The organism is Exiguobacterium sp. s122, assembly GCF_018618475.1.
GTDB lineage: Bacteria > Bacillota > Bacilli > Exiguobacteriales > Exiguobacteriaceae > Exiguobacterium > Exiguobacterium himgiriensis.
Genome location: NZ_JACSMD010000001.1, coordinates 2,020,403 through 2,044,586, shown reverse-complemented (window position 1 = coordinate 2,044,586; position 24,184 = coordinate 2,020,403). Strand labels below are relative to the sequence as shown.

The 24,184-nt window shown below is 51.9% G+C and carries 25 protein-coding genes; 14 read left to right on the top strand and 11 right to left on the bottom strand.

The window, feature by feature from the left end:
- Positions 1-9: 9 nt before the first annotated feature.
- Together glgA and KNP92_RS10515 are read left to right on the top strand one after the other, a co-directional pair.
- Complete coding sequence (gene glgA / locus KNP92_RS10520) at positions 10-1,449, top strand: glycogen synthase GlgA (protein WP_214840115.1); 1,440 nt, start codon at positions 10-12, stop codon at positions 1,447-1,449.
- Between the two features lie 22 nt (positions 1,450-1,471).
- Positions 1,472-3,904 (top strand): glycogen/starch/alpha-glucan phosphorylase, encoded by a 2,433-nt coding sequence (locus tag KNP92_RS10515; RefSeq protein ID WP_214840109.1) that lies wholly within the window; start codon positions 1,472-1,474, stop codon positions 3,902-3,904.
- Between the two features lie 13 nt (positions 3,905-3,917).
- On the opposite strand, the gene KNP92_RS10510 is transcribed toward KNP92_RS10515, so the two are convergent.
- The gene (locus tag KNP92_RS10510; protein WP_214840107.1) at positions 3,918-4,733 is read right to left on the bottom strand and encodes a sulfurtransferase; all 816 of its coding nucleotides are present in this window, start codon (positions 4,731-4,733) and stop codon (positions 3,918-3,920) included.
- A gap of 98 nt (positions 4,734-4,831) precedes the next feature.
- On the opposite strand from KNP92_RS10510, the gene KNP92_RS10505 reads away from it, so the two are divergent.
- From KNP92_RS10505 to KNP92_RS10495, 3 genes are all read left to right on the top strand, one after another.
- The gene (locus KNP92_RS10505; protein WP_214840105.1) at positions 4,832-6,559 is read left to right on the top strand and encodes a phospho-sugar mutase; all 1,728 of its coding nucleotides are present in this window, start codon (positions 4,832-4,834) and stop codon (positions 6,557-6,559) included.
- Positions 6,560-6,684: 125 nt separating this feature from the next.
- Entirely contained in the window at positions 6,685-7,443 is a 759-nt protein-coding gene (locus tag KNP92_RS10500; RefSeq protein ID WP_214840103.1) for a transporter substrate-binding domain-containing protein, read from the top strand.
- On the top strand, positions 7,440-8,090 hold the full coding sequence (locus KNP92_RS10495) for an amino acid ABC transporter permease (RefSeq protein WP_214840101.1): 651 nt from the start codon (positions 7,440-7,442) through the stop codon (positions 8,088-8,090). Before KNP92_RS10500 ends, KNP92_RS10495 begins: the two co-directional genes overlap by 4 nt.
- Before the next feature lie 44 nt (positions 8,091-8,134).
- Here the strand turns inward: KNP92_RS10495 and KNP92_RS10490 are convergent, their stop codons facing one another.
- Both KNP92_RS10490 and KNP92_RS10485 read right to left on the bottom strand, forming a co-directional pair.
- Positions 8,135-9,232, bottom strand: coding sequence for an ABC transporter ATP-binding protein (locus tag KNP92_RS10490; protein WP_214840099.1), 1,098 nt, complete (start codon positions 9,230-9,232; stop codon positions 8,135-8,137).
- A 104-nt stretch (positions 9,233-9,336) separates the two neighbouring features.
- Positions 9,337-10,188 (bottom strand): helix-turn-helix domain-containing protein, encoded by an 852-nt coding sequence (locus tag KNP92_RS10485; RefSeq protein ID WP_214840097.1) that lies wholly within the window; start codon positions 10,186-10,188, stop codon positions 9,337-9,339.
- Between the two features lie 48 nt (positions 10,189-10,236).
- Here KNP92_RS10485 and KNP92_RS10480 point away from each other — a divergent pair, with 48 nt between their 5' ends.
- The 3 genes from KNP92_RS10480 (at position 10,237) to KNP92_RS10470 (ending at position 13,667) form a co-directional block, all read left to right on the top strand.
- Positions 10,237-11,355 carry a DUF445 domain-containing protein gene (locus KNP92_RS10480; RefSeq protein ID WP_251136459.1) on the top strand — a complete coding sequence of 373 codons (1,119 nt, stop codon included), beginning with the start codon at positions 10,237-10,239 and terminating at the stop codon, positions 11,353-11,355.
- Positions 11,356-11,390: 35 nt separating this feature from the next.
- Entirely contained in the window at positions 11,391-11,762 is a 372-nt protein-coding gene (locus tag KNP92_RS10475) for a YlbF/YmcA family competence regulator (RefSeq protein ID WP_024371783.1), read from the top strand.
- A 129-nt stretch (positions 11,763-11,891) separates the two neighbouring features.
- The gene (locus tag KNP92_RS10470; RefSeq protein WP_251136458.1) at positions 11,892-13,667 is read left to right on the top strand and encodes an SLC13 family permease; all 1,776 of its coding nucleotides are present in this window, start codon (positions 11,892-11,894) and stop codon (positions 13,665-13,667) included.
- Positions 13,668-13,854: 187 nt separating this feature from the next.
- Here the strand turns inward: KNP92_RS10470 and KNP92_RS10465 are convergent, their stop codons facing one another.
- The 3 genes from KNP92_RS10465 to KNP92_RS10455 are packed head-to-tail and all read right to left on the bottom strand — an operon-like array spanning position 13,855 to position 16,164.
- Positions 13,855-14,073, bottom strand: a complete 219-nt coding sequence (locus tag KNP92_RS10465) for a YhzD family protein (RefSeq protein WP_214840094.1) — start codon at positions 14,071-14,073, stop codon at positions 13,855-13,857.
- A gap of 39 nt (positions 14,074-14,112) precedes the next feature.
- Positions 14,113-15,204 (bottom strand): DNA polymerase IV, encoded by a 1,092-nt coding sequence (dinB, locus tag KNP92_RS10460; protein WP_214840092.1) that lies wholly within the window; start codon positions 15,202-15,204, stop codon positions 14,113-14,115.
- A gap of 36 nt (positions 15,205-15,240) precedes the next feature.
- Positions 15,241-16,164 (bottom strand): CorA family divalent cation transporter, encoded by a 924-nt coding sequence (locus KNP92_RS10455; protein ID WP_214840084.1) that lies wholly within the window; start codon positions 16,162-16,164, stop codon positions 15,241-15,243.
- Positions 16,165-16,279: 115 nt separating this feature from the next.
- On the opposite strand from KNP92_RS10455, the gene KNP92_RS10450 reads away from it, so the two are divergent.
- Positions 16,280-17,206, top strand: a complete 927-nt coding sequence (locus KNP92_RS10450; RefSeq protein WP_214840082.1) for an HD domain-containing protein — start codon at positions 16,280-16,282, stop codon at positions 17,204-17,206.
- A 39-nt stretch (positions 17,207-17,245) separates the two neighbouring features.
- Here the strand turns inward: KNP92_RS10450 and KNP92_RS10445 are convergent, their stop codons facing one another.
- The gene (locus KNP92_RS10445; RefSeq protein ID WP_214840079.1) at positions 17,246-18,235 is read right to left on the bottom strand and encodes a peptidylprolyl isomerase; all 990 of its coding nucleotides are present in this window, start codon (positions 18,233-18,235) and stop codon (positions 17,246-17,248) included.
- A gap of 169 nt (positions 18,236-18,404) precedes the next feature.
- Between KNP92_RS10445 and KNP92_RS10440 the strand changes: the two genes are divergently transcribed.
- Entirely contained in the window at positions 18,405-18,764 is a 360-nt protein-coding gene (locus KNP92_RS10440) for a DUF1878 family protein (protein WP_251136457.1), read from the top strand.
- Here KNP92_RS10440 and KNP92_RS10435 read toward each other — a convergent pair.
- Together KNP92_RS10435 and KNP92_RS10430 are read right to left on the bottom strand one after the other, a co-directional pair.
- Positions 18,709-19,272, bottom strand: a complete 564-nt coding sequence (locus KNP92_RS10435; protein WP_214840075.1) for an HTH-type transcriptional regulator Hpr — start codon at positions 19,270-19,272, stop codon at positions 18,709-18,711. The two genes, KNP92_RS10440 and KNP92_RS10435, sit on opposite strands and share 56 nt — an antisense overlap.
- 60 nt (positions 19,273-19,332) lie before the next feature.
- Positions 19,333-19,689, bottom strand: a complete 357-nt coding sequence (locus KNP92_RS10430; protein ID WP_251136456.1) for a hypothetical protein — start codon at positions 19,687-19,689, stop codon at positions 19,333-19,335.
- A 174-nt stretch (positions 19,690-19,863) separates the two neighbouring features.
- Here KNP92_RS10430 and KNP92_RS10425 point away from each other — a divergent pair, with 174 nt between their 5' ends.
- A complete protein-coding gene (locus KNP92_RS10425) occupies positions 19,864-20,193 on the top strand; it encodes a hypothetical protein (RefSeq protein WP_251136455.1) in 330 nt (109 codons plus the stop codon).
- Between the two features lie 34 nt (positions 20,194-20,227).
- Here the strand turns inward: KNP92_RS10425 and KNP92_RS10420 are convergent, their stop codons facing one another.
- Positions 20,228-20,656: an HIT family protein gene (locus KNP92_RS10420; protein ID WP_214840071.1), complete on the bottom strand. Its 429-nt coding sequence runs from the start codon at positions 20,654-20,656 to the stop codon at positions 20,228-20,230.
- A 44-nt stretch (positions 20,657-20,700) separates the two neighbouring features.
- On the opposite strand from KNP92_RS10420, the gene KNP92_RS10415 reads away from it, so the two are divergent.
- Entirely contained in the window at positions 20,701-21,831 is a 1,131-nt protein-coding gene (locus KNP92_RS10415) for a zinc ribbon domain-containing protein (protein WP_251136454.1), read from the top strand.
- A 50-nt stretch (positions 21,832-21,881) separates the two neighbouring features.
- Here the strand turns inward: KNP92_RS10415 and KNP92_RS10410 are convergent, their stop codons facing one another.
- Complete coding sequence (locus tag KNP92_RS10410) at positions 21,882-22,133, bottom strand: GlsB/YeaQ/YmgE family stress response membrane protein (RefSeq protein ID WP_214840069.1); 252 nt, start codon at positions 22,131-22,133, stop codon at positions 21,882-21,884.
- A gap of 166 nt (positions 22,134-22,299) precedes the next feature.
- Between KNP92_RS10410 and KNP92_RS10405 the strand changes: the two genes are divergently transcribed.
- Positions 22,300-23,037: an ABC transporter ATP-binding protein gene (locus KNP92_RS10405; protein ID WP_214840067.1), complete on the top strand. Its 738-nt coding sequence runs from the start codon at positions 22,300-22,302 to the stop codon at positions 23,035-23,037.
- Positions 23,034-24,164, top strand: a complete 1,131-nt coding sequence (locus tag KNP92_RS10400) for an ABC transporter permease (RefSeq protein WP_214840065.1) — start codon at positions 23,034-23,036, stop codon at positions 24,162-24,164. Before KNP92_RS10405 ends, KNP92_RS10400 begins: the two co-directional genes overlap by 4 nt.
- The last annotated feature ends 20 nt before the right edge of the window (positions 24,165-24,184 follow it).

The window sequence follows — 24,184 nt, the reverse complement described above, 5'->3', positions numbered from 1 at the left end:
GAGGATATTATGAAAATATGGTATGTCGCTTCAGAAGCGGCACCGTTCATGAAAACGGGGGGGCTTGCCGATGTCATTGGCTCGCTCCCTCAAGCGGTGTCTAGCCTTGGCGAGGAAGTCAGTGTCGTCATGCCGAAATATGGCTCGATGGCCGCCGAATACGTCGAGGAGATGGAATACTTATTCGATTTGATCGTTCCGGTCGGATGGCGTAAACAGTTCGCCGCGGTGCTTAAACTCGAGCGCGACGGAATCACGTATTACTTCATCGACAATGAATACTATTTCAACCGTGAAGGTGTCCTCTATGGACACTATGACGACGCGGAACGATTCGCATTCTTCTCACGGGCCGCCCTTGAAATGATCGGGAAACTAGACGAGTCGCTCGTGCCAGACGTGCTCCACTGTCACGATTGGCAAACCGGTGTCGTACCGGCATTTTTACGCATTCATTATCAACATATCGAAGCGTATCAAAAGATTCGCACGGTGTTTACCATCCATAACCTACAATACCAGGGCATCTTCCCTGAAGAAGTACTTGGCGAATTGCTTCAATTCGGACCGGAACACTTTACAGCCGAAGGCATTCAACACAACGGCCTCGTCAACTATATGAAAGCAGGCATTGTCCATTCTGATCAAATTACGACGGTCAGTCCATCTTATCGTGATGAGATTATGGAGCCGTATTACGGAGAAGGGCTCGACGCCGCACTCCGTTATCGCGCAGTTGATGTCCGTGGTATTTTGAATGGCCTCGACTTGGCGACGAACGATCCGAACACGGACAAACGTATCGCGATGACGTACGACTTGGACACAGTGAAAGAAGGCAAAATCGTCAACAAACGTGCGCTTCAAGAACGGTTTGGGTTAGAAGTGCGTGACGACGTCATGCTCATCGGGTTCGTTAGCCGTCTCGTCGAACAAAAAGGTCTCGATTTAATTAACGGGGTGAGCGGTGAGCTCGGCAACCTCGATTGTCAATTCGTCTTCCTCGGTTCCGGCCAACCGGAATACGAAGCGATTGTCCATGAGATGACGGCGCGCCACCCAGGAAAAATTGGGTCATACATCGGGTTCGATATCGAGCTCGCTCATCTGATTTACGCTGGGTCGGACGCATTCCTCATGCCATCACGGTTCGAACCGTGTGGCCTCAGCCAATTGATTTCGATGCGTTATGGGACACTCCCGATCATTCGTGAGACAGGCGGGCTCCGTGACACGGTCAAACCATACAACGAATATACGCAGGAAGGGACCGGTTTTGGGTTCTTGAACTATAACGCTCATGAAATGCTCGCCACGATTGAAAAATCGATTCGTGTCTTCTATGACCGCAATACGTGGAATGCCCTTGTCCATCAAGCGATGACGGAAGACTTCAGCTGGAAACAATCCGCGAAGCAATACCGTGAGCTCTATCACTTATTTGCATGACTGGAAGGAGTTTTACACACATATGTTCACAGACAAACAGAGCTTCGTCACTTCGTTCAAAGACCGATTCGTCGCTTTAAACGGAAAGTCGTTCAAAGAGGGGACCGAGCAGGAAGTGTATCAGACGTTGGCCACAATGGTGCGTGAACAAGCGATTCCGAAATGGATCAACACGCGCGACAAGCAAGAAGAGAAACAGAGCAAGCAAGTCATTTATTTCTCGCTTGAATTTTTGTTAGGTCGTTTCCTTTACAACAACTTGCTCAGCATGGACGTGCTCGAAGTCGTTCAGGAAGGGCTGGAAGAGCTCGGGTTCGATTTCTTTGAAATCACGGAGTTCGAGCCGGAGCCAGGTCTTGGGAACGGGGGACTCGGTCGCTTGGCCGCCTGCTTCCTTGACTCGCTCGCGGCACTCAGCCTGCCGGGTCATGGTAACGGGATTCGCTATCGCTATGGTCTCTTCAAGCAAAAGATTGTCGATGGCTATCAAGTCGAGCTTCCGGACAACTGGCTCCGTGACGGCAACATGTGGGAGACGCGCCGCGCCGATCGCGCGGTTGACGTCAATTTTGGCGGTTGGATTGAGATGCGCCAAATCGGCGATCGTCTCCGTGTCGTCCATCACCCGGATGAGGTCGTCCGGGCCGTCCCGTATGATATGCCGGTCATCGGTTATAAGAACGACGTCGTCAATACGCTCCGTCTGTGGAACGCTGAATCACCGTACGATGATGAGGAGTATATGGAACGGACGAAAGGGTCGTATAAAGACTTGCTCAAATATAAGCAGTCGATTGCCACCATTTCCGAGTTCTTATATCCGGACGACACGACGTACGAAGGAAAAGTGTTGCGCCTGAAACAGCAATACTTCTTCGTATCCGCCGGTGTCCAGTCGATGGTCGCGTCTTACCTACGACATAACAAATCGCTTAAACATTTAGGTGACCATTACGCCGTCCACATCAACGATACACACCCGGTTGTCGCCATTCCTGAGTTGATGCGCATCTTGATGGATGAGCACGGCTACGGATGGGACGAGGCGTGGCGCGTGACGAAGAGTGTCATGTCGTTCACGAACCATACGCTCCTCGCCGAGGCGCTCGAAAAATGGCCGGTCGAGATGTATGAGCGGTTGTTGCCGCGGATTTATCAAATCATCGACGAGATTAACCGTCGCTTCTGTCGTGACGTGCTCGTCAACTATCCGCACCTTGAGCCGCACATGGGTGAGATTGCCATCGTCTCGAACGCGCACATTAACATGGCGAACTTGGCCGTCGTCGGTTCACATTCGACGAACGGCGTCGCTCAAATCCATACCGATATTTTGAAGCAGCGTGAGATGCGGCATTTATATGAAATGTTCCCGCTCCGTTTCAACAACAAGACGAACGGGATTACCCATCGCCGCTGGCTTTTGAAGTCGAACCCACGTCTGTCGAACTTGATTACGGATGCGATTGGTCCGTCATGGATCGAGCATCCGGAAGATCTTGAGAAATTGATGGACTATTCAAAAGACGCCAGTTTCCAAGAGAAAATCATGGACGTGAAGCAACAGAACAAACTCGACTTAGCGACATACATTCAAGAAGAGACGGGCATCACCGTCGACCCGAACTCGATTTTTGACGTCCAAGTGAAACGACTGCACGCCTATAAGCGTCAACTCATGAACGCGCTCCATATTCATGCGCTCTATCAAAAGATTAAGGCCGACCCGACGTTCACGATGGTGCCGCGGACGTTCATCTTTGGTGCGAAAGCAGCTCCGGGCTATTATTACGCCAAGGAAGTCATCCGCTACATTAACGCCCTCGCAACATTGATCAATAACGACAAGCGGGCGAGTCAATTCATCAAAGTCATCTTCCTCGAGAACTATCGCGTCTCGATGGCAGAACGGATTTTCCCGGGTTCTGACGTGAGCGAACAAATTTCGACGGCGAGCTACGAGGCGTCGGGGACTGGGAACATGAAGTTTATGATGAATGGCGCCTTGACGATTGGGACACTTGACGGTGCGAATATCGAGATTCGTGATGCGGTCGGGGACGACCATATCTTCATCTTCGGTTTGACGCCGCAAGAAGTCATGAACTATAAAAAGTTCGGCGGCTATCACGCAGCGGACACGTATCATGCGAACCAAGAGATTCGCGACGTCGTCGACGGTCTCGTCAACGGGACGTTCGATAAAGTTGGCGAATATCAATTCCAGGCAATCTACGACTCGCTTCTCGTGTATAACGATGATTTCCTCGTCTTGAAGGACTTCGCTTCCTACATGCAGGCGCAGCGTCGCGCCGGAGAGATGTTCGTGGACCAAGCGCGTTGGGCGGAAAGTTCGATCGTCAACACGGCCAAATCCGGCATTTTCTCAAGCGACCGGACAATCACCGAGTACGCGAACGCAGTCTGGAACATCAAACCGACGAGCGTGAAATAAAAAGATCCACCCGTTACGGGTGGACCTTGTTTTCTGGATACGAGATCCAATCTGAGTAAGAGCCGGGATAGAGCCGGACGTCGTCTTTTCCGAGCGCATGTAACGCCAAGATGTTCACACAAGCGGTGACGCCGCTCCCGCAATAAAAGATTGGGTTTGGGACGTCGAGCACGTCCGCGTACAGCTCTTTTAAGTCGTGGAACTCTTGGAGCGTCCCGAGGTCCGTGACCGCATCGGTGTACGAGCAAAGGACCGCATTCGGGATATGACCCGCCTTTTTATCAATCGGTTCGTGGCTCCCGTCATAGCGATCCGCCGTCCGCGAGTCGAGCAAGTGACCGGAAGCGGCCGTCTTCACGTCGTCTAGCGAGGCGATCATGTCGTCTTGGAAGCGGGGCTCATAACCTGAAGCCGGATAGTTCGGGACGTCGATCGTCGTCTCACCGCAATAGGTGATGCCGGATTGAATCCCGCCTTCTAACACGACGACACGTTCATGGCCGGCCCATTTGAAGAGCCACCACGCGCGCGCGGCAAAGGGGAAGCCGTCGTCGTAGATGACGACGAGGTCGTCTTGTTGAATTCCGATGCGACGGAGTGTCGCCGTCCATGCTTCTTTTGACGGGAGCGGGTGGCGACCACCGTGCTCCGCGACCGGACCAGACAAATCTTCCATCAAGTCAAGAAAGACCGCGTTCGGAAGATGGCCTTGACGATACACATACTTCCCGTATGAGGCATCGTTCAAGGAATAGCGGCAATCGATAAATCGAATCGAGTCCGTATGGACGATGTGTTTCAATTCTTGGGCACGCATAGTTGGGAACATAGAATCACCTCGAAGTTTCGTTACCTCCATCCTATACAAGATGGAACAAATTGGCGAGCACTTCGATTGAATTTTAAATGTCGAAAGGGGAACTAACCATGGCATGGCAACAAACATATGAACGATGGACACAACACGAGGCGCTCGAGCCACATCTTCGGGCCGAGCTTGAAGAGATGGCGAAAGATGACACGTCGCTTGAAGACGCCTTCTATAAAACGCTCGAATTCGGGACGGGCGGCATGCGCGGGGAGATTGGACCGGGCGCGAACCGAATGAACATCTATACGATTCGGAAAGCATCAAAAGGGTTCGCTGACTTTATCGCCGCTTCCGGCGAAGAAGCCAAACGGCACGGTGTCGTCATCGCGCACGACTCACGTCACTTCTCACCAGAGTTCGCGCTCGAGGCGGCGCGCACACTCGCGTCGAACGGGGTCAAGACCTACTTGTTCTCAAGCCTTCGGTCGACGCCAGAGCTATCGTTCGCGGTGCGTCACTTGAACGCCTTCGGTGGCATCGTCATCACAGCGAGCCACAACCCGCCAGAATACAACGGGTTCAAAGTATACGGCGCAGACGGCGGGCAGTTGCCGCCGGCAGAAGCCGATGAACTCGTCTCGTATGTTAACGCGATTGAAGACGAGCTGTTGATTGAAGTAAAAGACGAAGCGGGGCTTCGTTCGGACGGCACGCTCCTCACGGTCGAGGCATCCGTCGACGCGGCGTATATGGACGCGTTACAATCGATTCGCATCCATCACGACGTCCAAGAAGACCCACTTAAAATCGTCTACTCGCCGCTTCACGGCACCGGACGTCGTCCTGTCATGGAAGGCTTGAAGGCATATGGTTTCGAGCATGTGACCATCGTCGAAGAACAAGCCGAGCCAGACGGTGCCTTCCCGACGGTCAGTTATCCGAACCCGGAAGAGCGGGCCGCGTTTGAGCTTGCGATGCAATACGGCGATCGTGTCGGGGCCGATCTTTTGATGGCGACAGATCCAGACGCCGATCGGGTCGGGTTTACGGTCCGAGACCGGGACGGGGAATGGTTCGTCTTGACGGGGAATCAGACCGGTGCGCTCCTTATGGACTACATCTTGTCACAAAAAGTGGAGACCGGGACGCTTCCGACGAATGGCTTTGTGGCGAAAACGATCGTGACGAGTGAACTCGGTGCGGCGATCGCGAAGGCGTACGGCGTCCACCTCGAGAATACCCTCACCGGCTTCAAGTTTATCGGGGAGAAGATCAAGCAATACGAGGAGTCCGGTGAATACGAGTTCTTGTTCGGTTATGAAGAGAGCTACGGCTATTTGATTGGCGACTTCTGCCGCGATAAAGATGCCGTCCAGGCGTGTCTCCTCGGGGCTGAAATGGCCGCGTTCCATAAACAGCACGGACGGACGCTCTATGACGCGCTCCAAGCCGTCTATGAGAAGCACGGCTTTTATGAAGAGTCGCTCCAGTCGATGACGCTCAAAGGGAAAGCAGGACTAGAGCAAATCGGCCGGATGATGGAAGCGTTCCGTACGAACCCGCCGCAAGAGGTCGGTGGTTACGAAGTCGTCCGTTTCGAAGACTATAAGCAACAAGTCGCGACCGACCTGCGTCAAAACAAATCCGAAGCGATCGACTTACTGTCTTCAAACGTGCTCAAATTCATCTTTGAAGATGGTTCGTGGTTCTGCCTCCGCCCGTCTGGAACTGAACCGAAAATCAAGTTCTATTTCAGCGTTCACGCGGACAGCGCCGAGAAGACGACATTGAAACGCGAAGCGATTGAACGAGATGTGATGAAGCAAGCGAAAGCCATCGATTGATGGTTTGCCACCGCCCTGAAGAGGGTGGTGGTTTTTAATTGACAACGTATGCCCCCGTCAGTATGATGAGTGTATTGTTCATAACCATGTAATCGTATATGGATTATCAGGAAGGCGGAATTAATATGAAAAAATCATTAACGGCAGTACTCGCAATCGGCGCATCGTTCGGTGTGCTTGCAGCGTGCGGATCGGAAACGAATAGCGGTTCAGAAGAAACAGTTATCACGGTCGGGACAGAAGCGACATACCCACCGTTCACGTACAAAGATAAAGGTGAACTCACAGGTTACGACATCGACGTCTTAAACGAAGCGGCAGAACGTGCCGGCTACACGCTTGAGTTTGAAGCGATGGACTTTAAAGGACTCGTCCCGGCACTTGACGCGGAACGGATTGATTTGATTGCCAACCAAATGAGCATCACGCCAGAACGTCAAGAGAAGTATTCGTTCTCTGACCCGTATGCTGTCTCAGGCGCACAAGTCATCGTCGGATCAGACAACGAAGACATTCAAGGCATCGATGACCTTGAAGGGAAAGTCGTCGGCTCGACACAAGGATCTGTATATGCACAAATGGCTGAAGATGCTGGCGCAGAAGTGAAGTTCTACAAAGGTGCGAACCAAGTACTTCAAGACCTTCAAGTCGGTCGCCTCGACGCCGCTTTGAACGACCGTCTCTTCATTTTGACAGAGCTTGAGAAGACGGGTTACGACGTGAAAGCAGTCGGCGAAGTCTTCAACAAGAGTGAAGCTGGCTTCATGGCACGCCAAGATTCAGACGTGCTCGAAGGTTTGAACGAAGCGCTCGCTGAAATGAAAGAAGACGGCACGATGGCTGAAATCGGTGAGAAGTACTTCGGTGAGGACATCAGTCAATGAATGAACTGATCACGACCGTCATCGATAACCGTTCGGTCTATCTTGAAGCCGTGCAATTGACGTTGATCGCCAGTGTACTGTCGATTCTGCTTGCATTGGTGCTCGGTCTGATCATTGCGTTACTTCATAGTAGTCCGATTAAACCTGTCCGGTGGTTCACGCGGATGTACATCTCGTTTTTCCGCGGAACCCCGCTCTTGTTACAATTGCTTATTCTTTACGTCGGATTGACGGGTTTTGTCCAGTTGAGCGGCATGCAGGCGCTCATCTATGGGCTTGGCCTCCACTTTGCCGCATATATCTCGGAAGCGTTCCGAGCGGCCATCAATTCGGTCGATAAAGGGCAAGTCGAGGCGAGTGTCGCCCTCGGGATTCCGCGTGGGAAACGATTCAAAGACATTATCTTCCCACAGGCTTTGTCGCGTGCGATTCCGCCCGTCTCGAACTCGGTGATTGACATCATCAAATCGACATCGCTTGGTTCGGTCATCGCCGTTCAAGAATTGACATACGTCTCGGACCAAATTGCGGCCACGACGTATCTGGTTATGCCGCTCCTCTTGTTCTCGGCAACAATCTACTGGATTTTGTCCACATTGATTCAAGCAGGTCAGCATCGACTCGAACGCCGTTATGCGGTTCGTTAAATGAAAAAAAGCCTTACGATGCATGCATCGTAAGGCTTTTTTGATTAACGGATGACTTGTTCTGTCTCAGCGTCGAAGAAGTGTGCCTTCGTCATGTCGAGTGCAAGGTTCACGTTGTCACCCATATGGATGTTCGAACGACCGTCAATCCGGGCTGTGAACTGGTGTCCGCCGATTTCTGAATACAAGTATGACTCAGCGCCCATAAGTTCTGCGACATCGATGTGTGCTTGGAACGTGTGCGTCGTTGGGGAGTCAAGGTAGATCGGCTCATCGTGAATCGACTCTGGACGAATTCCGAGAACGAGTTCTTTTCCAACGTAACCGCGGTCACGGAGACCTTTCATCTTGCCTTCCGGGACGTTGATTTCTTCGCCGCCGACGACGAACTTGCCGTCAGAGAGTGTACCGCGGAAGAAGTTCATCGAAGGCGAGCCGATGAAGCCGGCCACGAAGATGTTATCTGGGTTATCGTAAACTTCTTTTGGCGAACCGACTTGTTGGATGATTCCGTCTTTCATGATGACGATTCGTGTTGCAAGTGTCATCGCTTCCGTTTGGTCGTGGGTCACGTAAATCGTCGTCGTGTCGAGACGGTTGTGAAGCTGGATGATCTCTTTACGCATTTGAACGCGAAGTTTCGCATCAAGGTTTGAGAGCGGCTCATCCATCAAGAACACTTTCGCATCACGGACGATGGCACGGCCGATTGCGACACGTTGACGCTGACCACCTGAGAGGGCTTTTGGCTTCCGCTCGAGGTACTCTTCAAGACCGAGGATACGGGCAGCGTCTTTTACGCGGCGGTCGATTTCTTCTTTCGGGAACTTGCGGAGTTTTAAGCCGAACGCCATGTTGTCATAGACGCTCATGTGTGGATAAAGGGCGTAGTTTTGGAAGACCATGGCGATATCGCGGTCTTTTGGTGCCACATCGTTCATACGTTTGCCGTCGATGATGAAGTCGCCGCTTGAGATCTCTTCAAGTCCAGCAATCATACGGAGTGTCGTTGACTTCCCGCAACCTGATGGTCCGACGAAGACGATGAACTCGCGGTCTTTAATGTGTAAGTTGAAGTCGCTGACGGCTTTCACGTTACCATCGTAAATTTTATCAATGTGATCCAAACGAATTTCTGCCATGTTTATAGCCTCCTGAATTGTATGCTTTTTCATAATAGCGCTTACAAGACCGATTATACGATGAAACCGCTTGCATTGAATATGGACACGTTGCACAAAAACGGTCACTCAGATTTGTGCAACGTGACAATCAGTTGGAGCAAACTCGCATCATGGAACTGACGCGCGTCATAACCGGTCGCTTCATAGAGGCGGTCGAGCCGATAGTTAAGTGTGTTCCGATGCATGAAGAGCGCTTTGGCCGTGTGAGAGACGTTCAGCGTGTGAGTGAACAATGCTTCAAGAAGTTCGCGCGCGGTTGCATCGAGGGCCATATACGTCGCCTCGGTCAAACGGAGCCGAGCGGCAAAAGACTCATGTTCTTGTAGCAAATAATGGTATAATAATTGACTAGCAGGGTAAGCTTTAATAGAACGTTTCGCGAGCGGAAGCAACACTTGATGTTCCGCATAAAGTGTTGCTGGCGTACCGAGCGGGCGTTCACTATAGACGACGCTGGCTTCGACATAAAAGTCACCGGCGATGGCGCGCAAGACGTCCTCGAATTCGGCTATTTCGACGAGTTCTTCCGTCTCGAGCACTTCGATGTGACGTGCGGTCATGACGATGATGGCGGCAGACGGCATGAAGTCGCGAAGCACGTCGATAAACGTCTCGAGCGCTTCAGGCTCTTGATAGTGGAGGACAAGCGAGGAGAGCCGGAACGGACGCTCGATGCGGAACGACTCATCGAACAATCGCTTATGCCACATCGCTTGTGCTGAATCAAGCGTTGTGACGAAGGGGGTCGCCCAAAGCGAGAGGAGTCGTCGCTCACGCTCGGTCAGTTCGGACTTTGGAAGGCCGAACACCGTCCCGTCATCGGCTTTATACCACGCATATTTACTGGATGCGTCCTCCGACCGATGGACAACGGTCGGGAAAATCGATTTAATACGTTCAAACGTAGTCAACACAATCACCTCTTCAACAATGTATCATATTTCAGATCGGAGGCAGACAGTTTGGATAGTCTACTGAAAATAATCATCATGATCGCCATCGGGGCGACCATCGGGGGAGTGACGAACTTCTTCGCCATTAAAATGTTGTTCCGTCCGCACGAGCCGAAATACATCGGCAAGATGCGCGTCCCATTCACGCCAGGACTTATCCCGAAACGGCGGGACGAATTGGCGACGAGCCTTGGCAAGACCGTCGTGAAACATCTTTTGACTCCGGAAGGGATGCGCAAACGTCTCCTCGACGAACAAATTAGCAGTCATATCACCCATTTCGTCCAAGCCGAGGTCGAAAAAATGTTACGGTCGGAGAAGACGGTTCGTTCACTCATCGAACCGCTCTATCCAGACGCGGAAACACGTATCTTGACAGCGGCGGACGTGAAACTACGGGACGAGTTGACTCAAGTGCTCCAAGACGTGAAGGCACGGAAACTATATGAGCTTCTCGGTGAGGAAGGCATGGACCGCGTCCGTATGATTATCCCAGAAATTGTCGATACGATGCTCATGAAATCAGAAGAGTATTTTTACTCGGCGGAAGGAGAGGCCCAACTACGGCATATGGTCGACTCGTTCGTCCAACGCCGCCTCGGTTTTATCGCTGGCTTTATCCAAAACGTGAATTTCGTCGAGATGATTCGTCCAGAAATCATCAACATCTTGCGCGGTAGCTCGACGCGGGCCGGAATGGCGACGATGATTACACGTGAATTCGAACGGTTCAGTGAACGTCCGGTCGCGACGTTCCTCGACGAGCCACTCGAGACGCGCCTGATCGATGGTGTCGTCACGGAAGTCGTCACACGTTTGCCAGTCGGGAACCTCCTCGACCGGACCGTCTACTCGTACACACGTGACGTTGAGCCACGAGTGATCGATGACCTCGTCCCGAAAGGGGTGACGCTCGTCATCATGCGCTTCACCGATCAGATGGAGAGTATTATGGACCGCTTGAAAATCGACCAAATCGTTCAGGAGCAGGTTCGCTCCCTCGATACCTCGTATTTAGAAGAGATTGTCCTATCGATTTCAAAACGTGAGTTCCGGGCAATAACATGGCTTGGGGCGCTATTAGGTGGTATGATTGGGTTGATTCAAGGGTTGATTGCCATTATTTGAATGGTACGCCCTAATAGCTTTTAGGAGGACGTCACATGTCACAAACAAACTTGTACGATCATGCTTACCAATTGGAGAAAGCACTTCGCGATTCTGAAGAGTTCACAAATCTCTCTTCACTATACGACCGTGTCAATGCGGATGCAGAAGCGAACCAGTTGTTCGCTGACTTCCGTGAAATCCAAATGACGCTTCAACAGAAGCAGATGCAAGGGGAAGAGATCTCAGAACAAGAGATGATGGACGCCCAAACGAAAATGATGAACGTTCAACAGAACGAGTTGATCATGGAGCTCATGCAAGAAGAGCAACGCATGCACCAGCTCGTCACAGAAGTGACGAAGATCATCATGAAGCCACTCGAAGAGCTATACGCTCCGATGGTGAACGAAAACGAAGTCCAATAAGGATGGATGACGGATGGCTACGGCCATCCGTTTTTTTGTTGCTGAACTTGTCATATGTAACGAGATGGCGCTTCCATCCGAGATGGTATACTTACTTTGTAAAACATTTCACATGGAAGGGTGAACGTTATGGTCACCTTAATCATTCTGGCCGTCATGATCACATCGTTTATCGGAGGGTGGATTCGTGCCGACCTCGTGGCGCTGCTCGGTCTGCTCGCGCTCGTGTTGACGCGACAGTTGACTCCAATCGAAGCGATGGCCGGTTTTTCGAATCCCGTCGTCCTCATGATTGCGGGTCTTTTTATCGTTGGGGCGGGCCTGTTTCACACTGGGTTAGCAGAACGGCTCGGCGCTAGCCTCATCCCGTACGCGAAAGGGAGCGAGATTCGCCTGTTTCTCGTTCTCATGGTGACGGTGACCTTGCTGTCGAGCCTCATGTCGAATACGGGGACAGTGGCATTACTCATCCCGGTCGTCCTTGCCATGTCCCGTCAGTTAGGGACGAACCCGGCGAAGCTCCTTATGCCGCTTGCGTTCTTTTCGAGCATCGGGGGAACGATGACAATCATCGGAACCCCACCGAACCTTGTTGCCGCGGAGGCACTGCGTCATGCCGGGGGCGAGACACTTGGCTTCTTCTCGCTCTTCCCGATTGGACTTGTCGCGCTTGGCGTCGGACTCCTCTATTTTTATACAATCGGCAATCGATTACTCGACAGTGGAGAAGTGGCGCAGACGATGTCGAAGCAACCGGTCAGCTTTCCGCTAAACGTCTATCGGATGGAGATTACGAAAGGTCATCCGCTGATCGGTCGTGCGTTACGCGAGACGCGCTGGTCCCGTCATGGATTGACGGTACTTGGAGAGCGGCGTAAAGGATGGGTCCATCGTTTCCATGCCGCCAAGGCGGATACAGTGCTTTATGAGGGGCGTCTCCTCGTCAGTGGAGCGGAAGAAGACGTCAACCGTGTCGCCGCACGAGAAGGATTGACGTTTGAACGTGTGTCGTCGAAAAACGTGTATGACAAACAAGTCGGTGTCGTCGTCTTCACCATCCCGACCGACAGTCCGCTAATTGGCCGCTGTCTTCGTGAGAGCGAGCTTCGAAACCGCTTTGGTCTAAACGTGCTACGTGTCATCCGTCCGAACGAAGAGATCGTGATGATTCCGCATCAAGACGTTCGATTGGATCGCGGCGACATGCTCGTCGTGCAAGGGGAGTGGACCGACTTGGAGAGGGCGGGGGAAGCGACGCATCTATTGCTCGCGAATGAACGGGTGGCCGATGTGGCGAATCGGGCCGTGTCGGAGCGTCATCAACTCGCTGCCGGTCTCATCATGGGCGGAATGGTCGCGTTGCTCGTCTTTGAATGGGTCGACCCGACTGTCGCCGTTTGGATGGCCGCTTTGGCGATGGTGCTCACGGGGGCGGTCCGGCACATGGATGTCGCCTATCAATCGATTCAATGGTCATCGCTCTTCCTCATCGCGGCGATGATTCCGGTCGGTCAGGCGCTCGAAAACGCGGGGGTGATGACGTGGCTCGTCACATGGATTAGTGAATCGTTCGGTCACGCCGGTCCCGTCTGGGTGCTCATCGCCATCTTTGTCGCGACGATGGTGCTCAGCCAAATCATCTCGAACACCGCGACGGCCGTCCTGTTCGCACCGCTCGCCTTGTCGCTCGCGTCGGCGCTTGACGTCAGTCCGGTGCCGTTCGTCGTCGCAGTCGCCATTGCGGCCTCGCTCGCGTTCATGACACCGTTCGGCTCGCCAACGAATGCGATGGTGTTCGGCATCGGGGGCTATCGTTTCTTCGACTTCGTTAAAGTTGGAATGCTGCTCCAAATCGTGATGGCGGTCGTCACCGTGTTGACGATTTTACTGCTCTTCCCGTTTTGAAGGACAATGACTATTGGGAGTGGCGGAAGGACGGGGATCAAAAATATAGCGAATGAACAAGCGCCTCGGGATTCCCGAGGCGCTTAGGCTGTTGACGAACCGAATCGCGATATGCGATTTGATTCGTCTTTTTTTCGTGTTCACTAGTCTCACAACGCTTTACCCGGCATAAAATGGAGACATTCCGTTAGGAGGCCGTACCTTTTAGCTTCCCAGGAAGCTTGCAGCGCTCGAAATAAATCATTTGGCCGTGCCGGACGATACGTGCCCCTTTGCCTTCATGATTCGCCTCACGAAGCCGTAAGAGCCCTTTCTCTTTCGCCTCGTGATCGTTCATCGCTTCGAGCGGCTCATTCAAGACAATCGTGCCATCGTTTTCGAACGCGGTGATCATATACTGTGCCATCCGTCTGCCCCCTTTTCTTTCATTGTACTGAATGACTATTCATTCTTCAAGTGAAGGTTTGGTCAGCTCCTCGAACGTGAGCTGACGGGCCGTTTCCGTACGAGGGATTAAATCTGAGACCGTCATCCCGATTAAGCGGACCGGTTCGCTGACCGCCATCTCATCGAACAGTCGACGGGCGAGCCGTTTAATCTCGTCATGGTCATGCGTCGGGTGGTTTAGTTTGATTTGATGACTGCGTGCTTGAAACTCACTCGTCTTGATTTTAATCGTCACCGTCTGGCAACTGAGCTCGCGCCGGTCGAGTTGACGCAACACATCCTCAATCTCCGGCACGACTTGTTCATACACTTCTTCCGGGTCGTCGAGGTCGAAGGCGAACGTCGTCTCAGAGCCGATCGATTTCCGCTCCCGTGTCGGGACGACCGGACGATTGTCGCGTCCGTGGGCGAGTTCATATAGTTGGTTCCCACGGTCATGACCAAAGATGGCTTTTAATTGAGCGATATCCGCCCGTTGCAAGTCGGCAATCGTCTCGAAGCCGTGCTTGAATAAGATTTGTGCCGTTACTTTTCCGACGCCATGCATCGTGGTGATCGACAGCGGGGCAAGGAACGTTTCGACTTCCTGCGCCGTGACGACGGTGAGGCCGTTCGGTTTTTGAAAGCCGGAAGCGATTTTGGCAACGAACTTTGACGGGGCGACACCGGCCGAGGCAGTGAGTCCGGTCCGACGTTTGATTTCTCCAAGGATGTAACGGGCCACATACGTGCCAGACGTGCTCATGAGCGCGTTATCGGTGACGTCTAAATACGCTTCATCGAGCGACAACGGTTCGACGAGCGGGGTGACGGACTTGAAGATCGCCATCACTTGCTCGCTCACTTGTCGATACGCGTGGAAACGAGGTTTGACGAACGTCGCCTGAGGACAAAGCGCGAACGCCCGTCGGGAGGACATGGCGCTGTGCACGCCGTATTTTCTTGCCTCGTACGAGCACGTCGCGACGACGCCACGGCTATGGGGTGCACCTCCGACGATAACGGGTTTGTCGCGAAGGTGAGGCCGATCCCGTTGTTCGACTGAGGCGTAAAACGCATCCATATCGACGTGGATGATGAGGCGTTCCATATCATTCTCCTTTCCATTCACATCCGTTTAATTCTATTATACCGAACTTTTGTTCGATGTTTTATTTTTCTGCCTTTTAATCGCTTCCTTCGTATTCACTTGGGTCGGGAACTGGAGAAGCGAGCCAATCCAATTTTTCCGTTTCAACCAGACTTGAATGATGATGGTGAATAACAGGATCATCGCCCACGCGAAGACGTAACCGAGCGGCCAGTCGAGTTCAGGCATCGCTTTGAAGTTCATCCCCCAAATGGCGCCAAACGCCACGACAGGCGTCGTGAGTGCCGTGAACACGGTGAGCGCCTTCATGATTTCGTTCCCACGAAAGTTGGATAGTGTCGCGGCGAGGTCCGTCATGGCGATGACGTCGTCTTGATAATGTTCGATCGACCCGAGAAGACGCTCGACCCGATAGCTCGCCAGCCGGTACGGCTTCATCTCGCTCAAGTCCAAGTCGAGGAAAGCCTCACGCCCGGCCAGGAGCAACTCGCGATACGGGACGACGGTATCGGACCAGCGCTCGATTTCGCTACGGAGCCCGAAAATTTCGTTCATGAATGCAGGCGGCACTTGTCCGCTCATCTCGCGTTGCGCGATCATCAGCCGCTCCTCATACTCGTCGATACCGTGAAAGTAAAAGTCCATCTTCTCCGCAAGTAGCTCATAAAACGCCTCGAGTGGCGTCTCATAACGTTTGGCTGCCACTACTTCACAAACCAAGTCGTCAAACCCGATTGTCCACAGGAAATCAGGTCCGACAAAATAATGTCCGACCTTTTGTGGCTCCCGCTCGAGCTGCTCATAGTCGAGCGTAAGCGAACCATACATGTACCCCTCGCCGACGATAATTTTTGTGACGTTTGATGTCGTCAATTGATCGAGCCAATACGTGTACGCCTCCTCGTAACGCTGATCGATGTGCACGGACTCCTCAGGCCGTGTGTACCAGTTCCACTCCATCTTTCATTCCTCCAATTCCATTCTCTAAGCACTATTCCCGAATTGATAAGAAAGTTGGCATCTCGGAAGAAGTTTCGTTAAGATGAAGGTATTGAATTAGAGAGAGGTGCTAGCATTGGCGACAAAAATCGGAGAGCTCAAAGTGGGCGACACGTTAGACCAATATGTGATGATCAAACAATCTTACCGGGGACTGGCTGGGAACGGGAAGCCGTACTTGACGCTCATCTTATGTGATGAGAGCGGAGAGATTGAGACGAAACTGTGGGACAGCGCCGACACGGAGAAGTATGCGATGAAAAAAATTGTCCATGCCTCAGGCGAGGTGATGGATTATCGTGGACGCACGCAGTTGAAGTTGAAACAAATCTCCATCATCGAAGGGGAGACGGACATCGCCCCATACGTCCGCTCGGCCCCGGTCACGAAGCCAGAGCTTGAAGCGACGATTCGCACGTACATCGATGCGATTCAGCATGAGGGGATGCGCCAGCTCGTTCAGGTGATCGTCGACCGGAACGAAGAGGCGTACTTCACGTTTCCGGCAGCCGTGAGACATCATCACGCCGTCTATTCGGGACTCGCGTTTCACGTCATGTCGATGTTGAAGCTCGCTGATGCGATGTGTGACCTCTATCCGCAATTGAATCGGGATTTACTCGTCTCGGGCGTCGTCTTGCACGACTTGGCGAAAGTGATCGAATTGTCGGATGCGATCACGCCGGAATATACACTCGAAGGCAAGTTGCTCGGGCACTTGTCGCTCATGGCTTCTGAGATTGAGGTCGTAGCCCGTGAGCTCGGTACCGACCGAGAAGTCGTGACGCTGCTTCAGCATCTCGTCCTCAGCCATCACGGCAAGCCGGAGTGGGGCTCGGCGAACGCGCCGCAACTCCCGGAAGCAGAGATGTTATTCTTCATCGATAATATCGACGCGCGCATGAACATGTTCGACAAGGCGTTCGAAGGCGTTGAGCCGGGGACGTTCACAGAACGCGTCATGGCGCTCGACAATCGTGCTTTTTATAAACCGAATCTATAAAAAAACGGTCGCTCTCTTTGATGAGGGCGACCGTTTGGCTTATTGTTCAGTTGATTCTTCAGCTGGCGCTTCTTCAGAGGCTTTCACAGCTTCTTTAACGGCGTCGAACTGTTGTGAGGCTTTCGCGTCTTTCACGTCGACGTTATATTTTTCAATCAACTCGGCGTAAATGCGGTTCGCATCAACCGATGCTGCTTTCTCAGTAGCGAGTTCTTCGCGGATGCGATCTTTCTCGTCCTCGAGCTTCAAGTCTTTCTCTTTACGGTCGACGACTTTGATGACGTGGTATCCGAACTGTGATTGAATCGGTTCAGAGATTTCGCCGACGACATCTTCACGGAACGAGTACTCTTCGAACTCAGGGACCATCGCACCGGCTGAGAAGTAGCCGAGGTCGCCGCCTTGTTCACCAGAACCCGTGTCCGTCGATTTTTCTTTCGCGAGTTCTGCGAAGTCCGCACCGTCGTTCAACTGCTTGATGATGTCTTGTGCTTCTTCTTCCGTCTCGACGAGGATGTGGCTCGCTTGAACTTCAACGTTTTCTTTCGCGAACTGGGCTTCGATTTCTTCGTCCGTCACGTCAACGAGCTCAGATTTCGCCGCATCGACGAGCATCTGTCCACGGAGTGCTTCTTTAAACTCATCCGTCCCAGACATTCCAGCTTGTTGAATCGCTTGTTCGAACTCTTCTGTCGAGTTGAACTGTTCTTCTGTTTTGCTGTACTCTTCATCGACTTTCTCTTGTTCGACTTTGTCGCCGTACTCTTTTTCAAGCAATTCGTTCATCGTTTCTTGGAACGCGAGTTGCGGGACCATACGGTCGTAACTCATGTTCGCGATTTCACCGCGTGTGATTTCGCCGCCTTCGAATGAAACGACCGTTGAGTCGTCTGATGCGCCGCTACCATTTGTCGCAGCATACGTGCCGCCTGCGCCGATGATGAGCGCGAGTGCAGATGCGCCGACGAGGGCCCCTGTTGAAAACTTCTTATCTTGTTTCTTCGGTTCGTTTGTCATTCCGTTTGACATATATTCCACCCCTAAAAATCTATAAGTTTCTAGTTCCGACTATATCACATTTTCTAAATCATGACAGCTGTTCTCTTGCCTGTACAGTATCATAGCACAGAAACGTAGCGTATAATGGTAAAAGAGAATGTGAAATGATGGGGTGGGAAACGTGTCGTTAGAAGAGAAAATGAAACAATTGTCATATCAAATGGAGCTGTTGATGCAGTCGGTCGACTGGTCAAACCGGCCCTTCGAATATGAGATCATTCGGGCGAACTTAACGCGAGCTGACGTCGAAGAATTTTACGCCTTACTGGAGGAGATTCGCGAACAGCAAAACGAGCAAGGGCGTTACGGCTTGTCGTCCGTAGAACCCTTGCTCGTCAATTTCGTCGGGATGTTACACCCGGCGCTCGATGCTGAGACCATTTTAACGGCATGCGTTAAGCAACAGATTGCGCTCGACGTAACCGAGCCGCTTTATCAGCAGGTCAAGCTTCTTTCGTCAGTTCATCGTCCTCAGGACGACGACCGGCTTCCTCGGTGATCATCTTCGACGTCTCCGCAAAGATGTCCATGAAGTTGTCCCCGTAGAGGCGACGTACGATTGCGGTGATGTCCGTCAAGTCCGGATATTTGCCGTAAAGTTCTTGAAGCGGCAACGAAGCGCGGAACACGCCGTTTTCTTCCGGGTCGAACGCATGAATCGTCTCAAGTAAGAGCGCTTCGCCTTCTGGCGTCAATTGGACATACGTGTTACGCTTGTCGGTCTCCTTCTTCGAGAACGTGAGCAAGCCACGGTCTTCTAACTTCTTCGAGAAGTTGAACGCCGTCGAGACGTGCATGACGCCATATTTGGCGATTTCTGAGATCGAGGCGCCCCCGAGCGCGTGCGCGATCCATAAGATATGATGTTCGTTAATGTTCAAATCGAACGGTTTAATCCAATTTTGCCAGTCTTTCTCGACCGTCTTCCACAATGCTTTACTGAGTTGAATGATTTTATGGCTATACAACATGGCCTCAGGGCCTGTAAACTCTTTTTCTTGCTCCATCTCGATCCACCCTTTCCGGATACAATGTGACTAAAACGACGGACGATGACGATAGACCGTTTAGTTGGTCTGTTTCGCTTTCGCTTCGGTCATATCTGACTGTACGTTTGAAAGCTCGTTAAGGTTTCCTTGGATCCGCTCGATTGAAGGCTGAATGTCTTGCTGATAGCGTTCGACTTCGGCTTTCACTTGATCCGCCAATTCTTTCCCTTGCAGTTTCCCCGCTTGTGCAACATGCGACGTGTTCGCCGCTACTTTTTGGAATTGTTCTTTCAACGTAGTGATTGTAGACGCACGATGTTGCGTTGAAGCGGCATCGTTCGCCGTTCCACGAGCGAGTTTTTTCACGGTCGCAACGCCTAAAAATGCGACGACGAAGCCGAAGGCAACCCAATCTCGACGATTGTGACTCGACAATTCATTCCCCTCCTCAAGCACGCTTATGCTAGAATACATTCTTTTCATATTATTTTACCAAAAAAGAGAGATTAAAAACCTATATCTCAAATAAAATTTTTCAGAACATTCAATTTTGACCGAAAAATCATTTTATTTTAAAATATAGGTAAAGGAAGGTGACCTCCAGTGAATATGCAAAAGCGTTGGGTCGATGACATGTTAGACCTGTACAACGCGGCGAAGCGACTCGGAGATGACACTTGGGCACATACGATCATAGAAGCACTCGAGGCTGGGTACGAAGCATCGGAGTTAAATGAACAAGAGCGCAAACAAACATTATTAGAAAAGCGACTCATGGAAATAGATGCCCGCCTACATGAATTACGAAAAGAATTTGAATATGCCGAATCTGTCAAATCGCGTCAGCAGTTGTACGAGCAGGCAATCAAGTTACAAGTCGAACGGGCGCAAATCGAGGAAGAGCGGAAACGCCATCACGATTCGATCAATTCGACATAAAAAACGGACCGGGCGTGCGCCTGGTCCGTTTCGTTTATATGTGTTTTGAAATGCTAGCGGCAAGGGTCTTGAGCGCGTCTTGTGAATAGTCGTCCGCATGCGTTTCCCACTTGGCCCCGAATCCGTCGTCATGACCGAAGCGCGGAATCAAATGGATATGGAAATGATACACGGTCTGACCGGCGATTTCCTCAGCGTTCGATAAGACGTTCATACCGATTGCCCCTGTCTCACGTTGAATCGCGTTCGCGATGCGCGGAACGGCTTTGAACACGTCAGATGCGACCGTCTCAGGAAGTTCATAAATGTTGCGGGCGTGGTGTTTCGGGATGACGAGCGTATGGCCGTTCGTCACTTGGGAGATATCAAGGAAGGCGACAACAGCATCATCCTCATAAACTTTGTGAGACGGAATCTCACCTTTGACGATTTTACAAAAAATACAAGACTCTTCTGTATGCATAGCACGTCCTCCAATCGAATATAAGTACTCGTTTCCATCATAACATGGAAGCTCGGGCGGAAGAACGATTGTCCGAATCAATCGGCCTCCTCTACAATAGAAGAAAAGAAATGAAAGGGGGCGAAGACGTGAACGATGCACGGGTCAAGAGACGCGGTCGGAAACGTCGACTGCGAATCGGGTTATGGAGCGGAGGCATCCTTCTCGCGGTGGCTGGCCTCTTCTATCAGTTCGGATATAAGCCGGCGGCAGAAAACGAGTTGATTCACGTTCAATTTAAAGAGGCACTTTTGGCCGAAGATGTCGATTTCTTTGAACGAAACGTGGAATATGCGACGGAGCCGCTCACACGGGCGGAATCGATTCGCTTCATCCGCTGGTTAAACGACGAACCGAGTCTTCGGAGTGAGGCGATTGCCGAAGTAGCGGCCGACCGTGGCGACGTGACGGCGAGTAGTGACGGCTTGTTTCGCCTCATCGATACAGGAGAGGGGCGGTTCGGCTTCTCTGACTATCGCCTTGAGCTGTTACCGAAACCATTGACCGTCACGGCCGATGTCCCCTTCACGAACGTCTGGTTGCACGGCGTACAAGCGGCGCGGCTAGAAAAAGCGGGGGAAACGGTAACCCTCGACCGCATGCCGGGTCAATATACCGTAAAGGCGGTCGCGGTTGTCGACGGAGTGACGCGAACGCAAGAAGAAACGGTGACGCTCGTCGAGGCGGATGAGCTCGCGTTTCAACTGAAACCGGAGACGAGCGAAGCCATCGCTGGCCAGTTTGATCTCGAACGGACCGAACTGATTGAAATTGAGGTCGAGGCACAGACGGGCCATTCCATTGAGGTGATCGACGGGCTTATGAACAAACGGGCGAACGTGGTCACGGAGGCAGTCGGCGAACCGATCGAGCAAACGAACGAGTTGTGGCGGTACGACGGATTTGACGTGACGTTTGATGGGGAGCGTGTCCGGCGCATCGACATCGACCTCGCTAAAAGTCCGGATGACTTGATTGCATTGATTGGTGAACCGGCCGAACGGGTCGAAACGGATGATGGCATGGAATGGCGTTACGATCGGCCGCTCCTTGAGTCGATCTTTACTTTATTCGGATTTCAAACGGATAAACGATTCGTCGAGCGGGACGGCAAGCTCTATATCATCATTCGGTAAATAGAAAACGGGACCCTCATTGCTGAGGGTCCCGTTGTCGGTAAGTGTGATTAGCGTCGACGCATAGATTTCATGACGAACGACACGATCAAAATCAAGATAATCGCACCGAGAAGCGCTGGGATGATCGCGATGCCGCCAACTGCAGGACCGAAGTCGCCGAAGATGAGGCCACCAAGCCATGCACCGATGATACCGGCAATGATGTTCCCGATAACGCCACCTGGCACATCCTTACCTAAAATAAGACCTGCTAACCAACCGATAATACCCCCGACAATCAACGTGATAATCCAACCCATAAAACATTCTCCTTTCTGTTTTGTCCATTGTCCTTCTTAACAATTTTATGGAACAATGGAAGTATTGAATAAGTTTTAAAATGCCTTACAGTTCAGATTATTCCCATGTGACAGCTTTTAAAACATATATCACAAAAAAAAGTTGAAAATGAGGGGTGGAGTTTTCATGTTGCACGTCGACAAGTTGAACGGCGGTTATATAGGAAAACAAGTGTTACACGACATTTCGTTTGAAGTAAAAAAAGGTGAGCTCGTTGGGCTGATAGGGCTAAATGGAGCAGGGAAGTCGACGACGATCAAACATATTTTGGGACTTCTCGATCCGTTATCCGGAACGGTAACGGTCGATGGCGAGACGTTGACATCTTCCGAAAATAACTATCGTAAGAAAATAAGTTATATACCTGAGACGCCTATTTTATATGAGACGTTGACCCTTCGAGAGCATTTGACGCTCATGGGAAAATCGTACGGTTTGACGGACGAACAACTAGAGGAACGGACGATGCGTCTAGCAAAAGACATGCGCATGGAGAAGCAGCTGGGCTGGTTCCCGTCGGTTTTCTCGAAAGGGATGCGGCAAAAGGCGATGATTTTATGTGCGCTCGTGACGAAGACGCCGCTCCTCATCGTCGATGAGCCGTTCGTCGGACTCGACCCGCTCGCGATTCGACAATTGCTTCGATTATTTGACGAATATAAAGAAGACAGCGCCATCTTGATGTCCACCCATATCCTCGAGACAGCTGAACGCCACTGTGATCGCTTCGTCTTTTTACACCAAGGTGTCGTCATCGCGACCGGTACAGCAATAGAATTGCGTCAAGCGTACGGGCTCGACACGCACGCATCGCTCGACGACATTTATGTCGAGGCGATTGAGGCCGAGGAGCGAAAACGATGAACGTATTTCGACAACGGTTCGGCGTTTGGGTGGAGGACGTCGTGAAATATAGCCGCTACGTGGCGAACGGCGGCCTATTGTTCACGCTCTATTTCACGCTTATCTATGGCGCTTTCGTCTACAATCAATTTTTGAACGGGCTCGATTCTTCGTTTCCGAGTGTTTGGGTCGTCGCACTCGCCTTCTTGGTCTTACCGCACGGTCACCGTCCACGGACGTTACTTCAAGAGGCGGACCAAGTCTTTTTATTGCCGCAACTCGGAAACATTCGTGCTTACATGAACGGTGTTCGGCTCTTCAACGTCGTCTTTGCGTGCGTGCGTGCCATCTTGCTTATGCTTGTCGTCTTGCCGCTTCTCGTCCGGACACTCGACGTGACGTCCGGGGAAGTGCTCGCGATTGTTTTGACGAGCGTCTTGTTGTCCGTCGTCGGTCGATTGGCGAAGCTCGAAGGGGTTCGCTACATCGGGATCATCAGTGCCACTCTTAGCGCAGGCGTCCTGTTTATGGGCTGGCCGCTCGCGACGCTCGTGCCGCCACTATTGGCGCTTGTCTATCTACACGTCAAACGAAATGAGCGGATTCCGCTTTTAGACTGGCTCGTACTTGAACAGGCGAGCAAGGCGCAATTCAACCGTGTCGTCAGCTGGTTCGTCGATCTACCGGAGATGCGAGAAGACGTAAAGGCACGGCCGTTTATCGTGAACGCGATGAACCGTTCCGTACTCAAACGAATGGACGCAGCCCGATACGTGTATGGCTTACGGATTGTACGGTCGAACGACTCGCTCGACTTGATTTTTCGACTGGCACTCGTCGCCGTGCTCGTTATGTGGTTGTCAGGCGGTTGGTATGTCGGGTTTGTCGTTCCGCTCTTCGTCGGCTTGACGGCGCTCCAACTCGTCCCGCTGTTCAAACGACTCGACTCCGTCTCCATCGCGTCATGGCTGCCGATCACGCGCGCCGAACGGCTCGCCGCCTATAAATGGTGGACGCTTCGGCTCCTGGTCATGCAGGCAATTGGGCTTGGGCTCGTGTCCCTTCTATTTGGCGGGACGTGGGACGCGCTCGTCGGACTCGTCTTGGCCTATGGAATCGTGCGCTATTATTTGGCTAGATTGAAATAAAACGAAGGACACCCATGCGA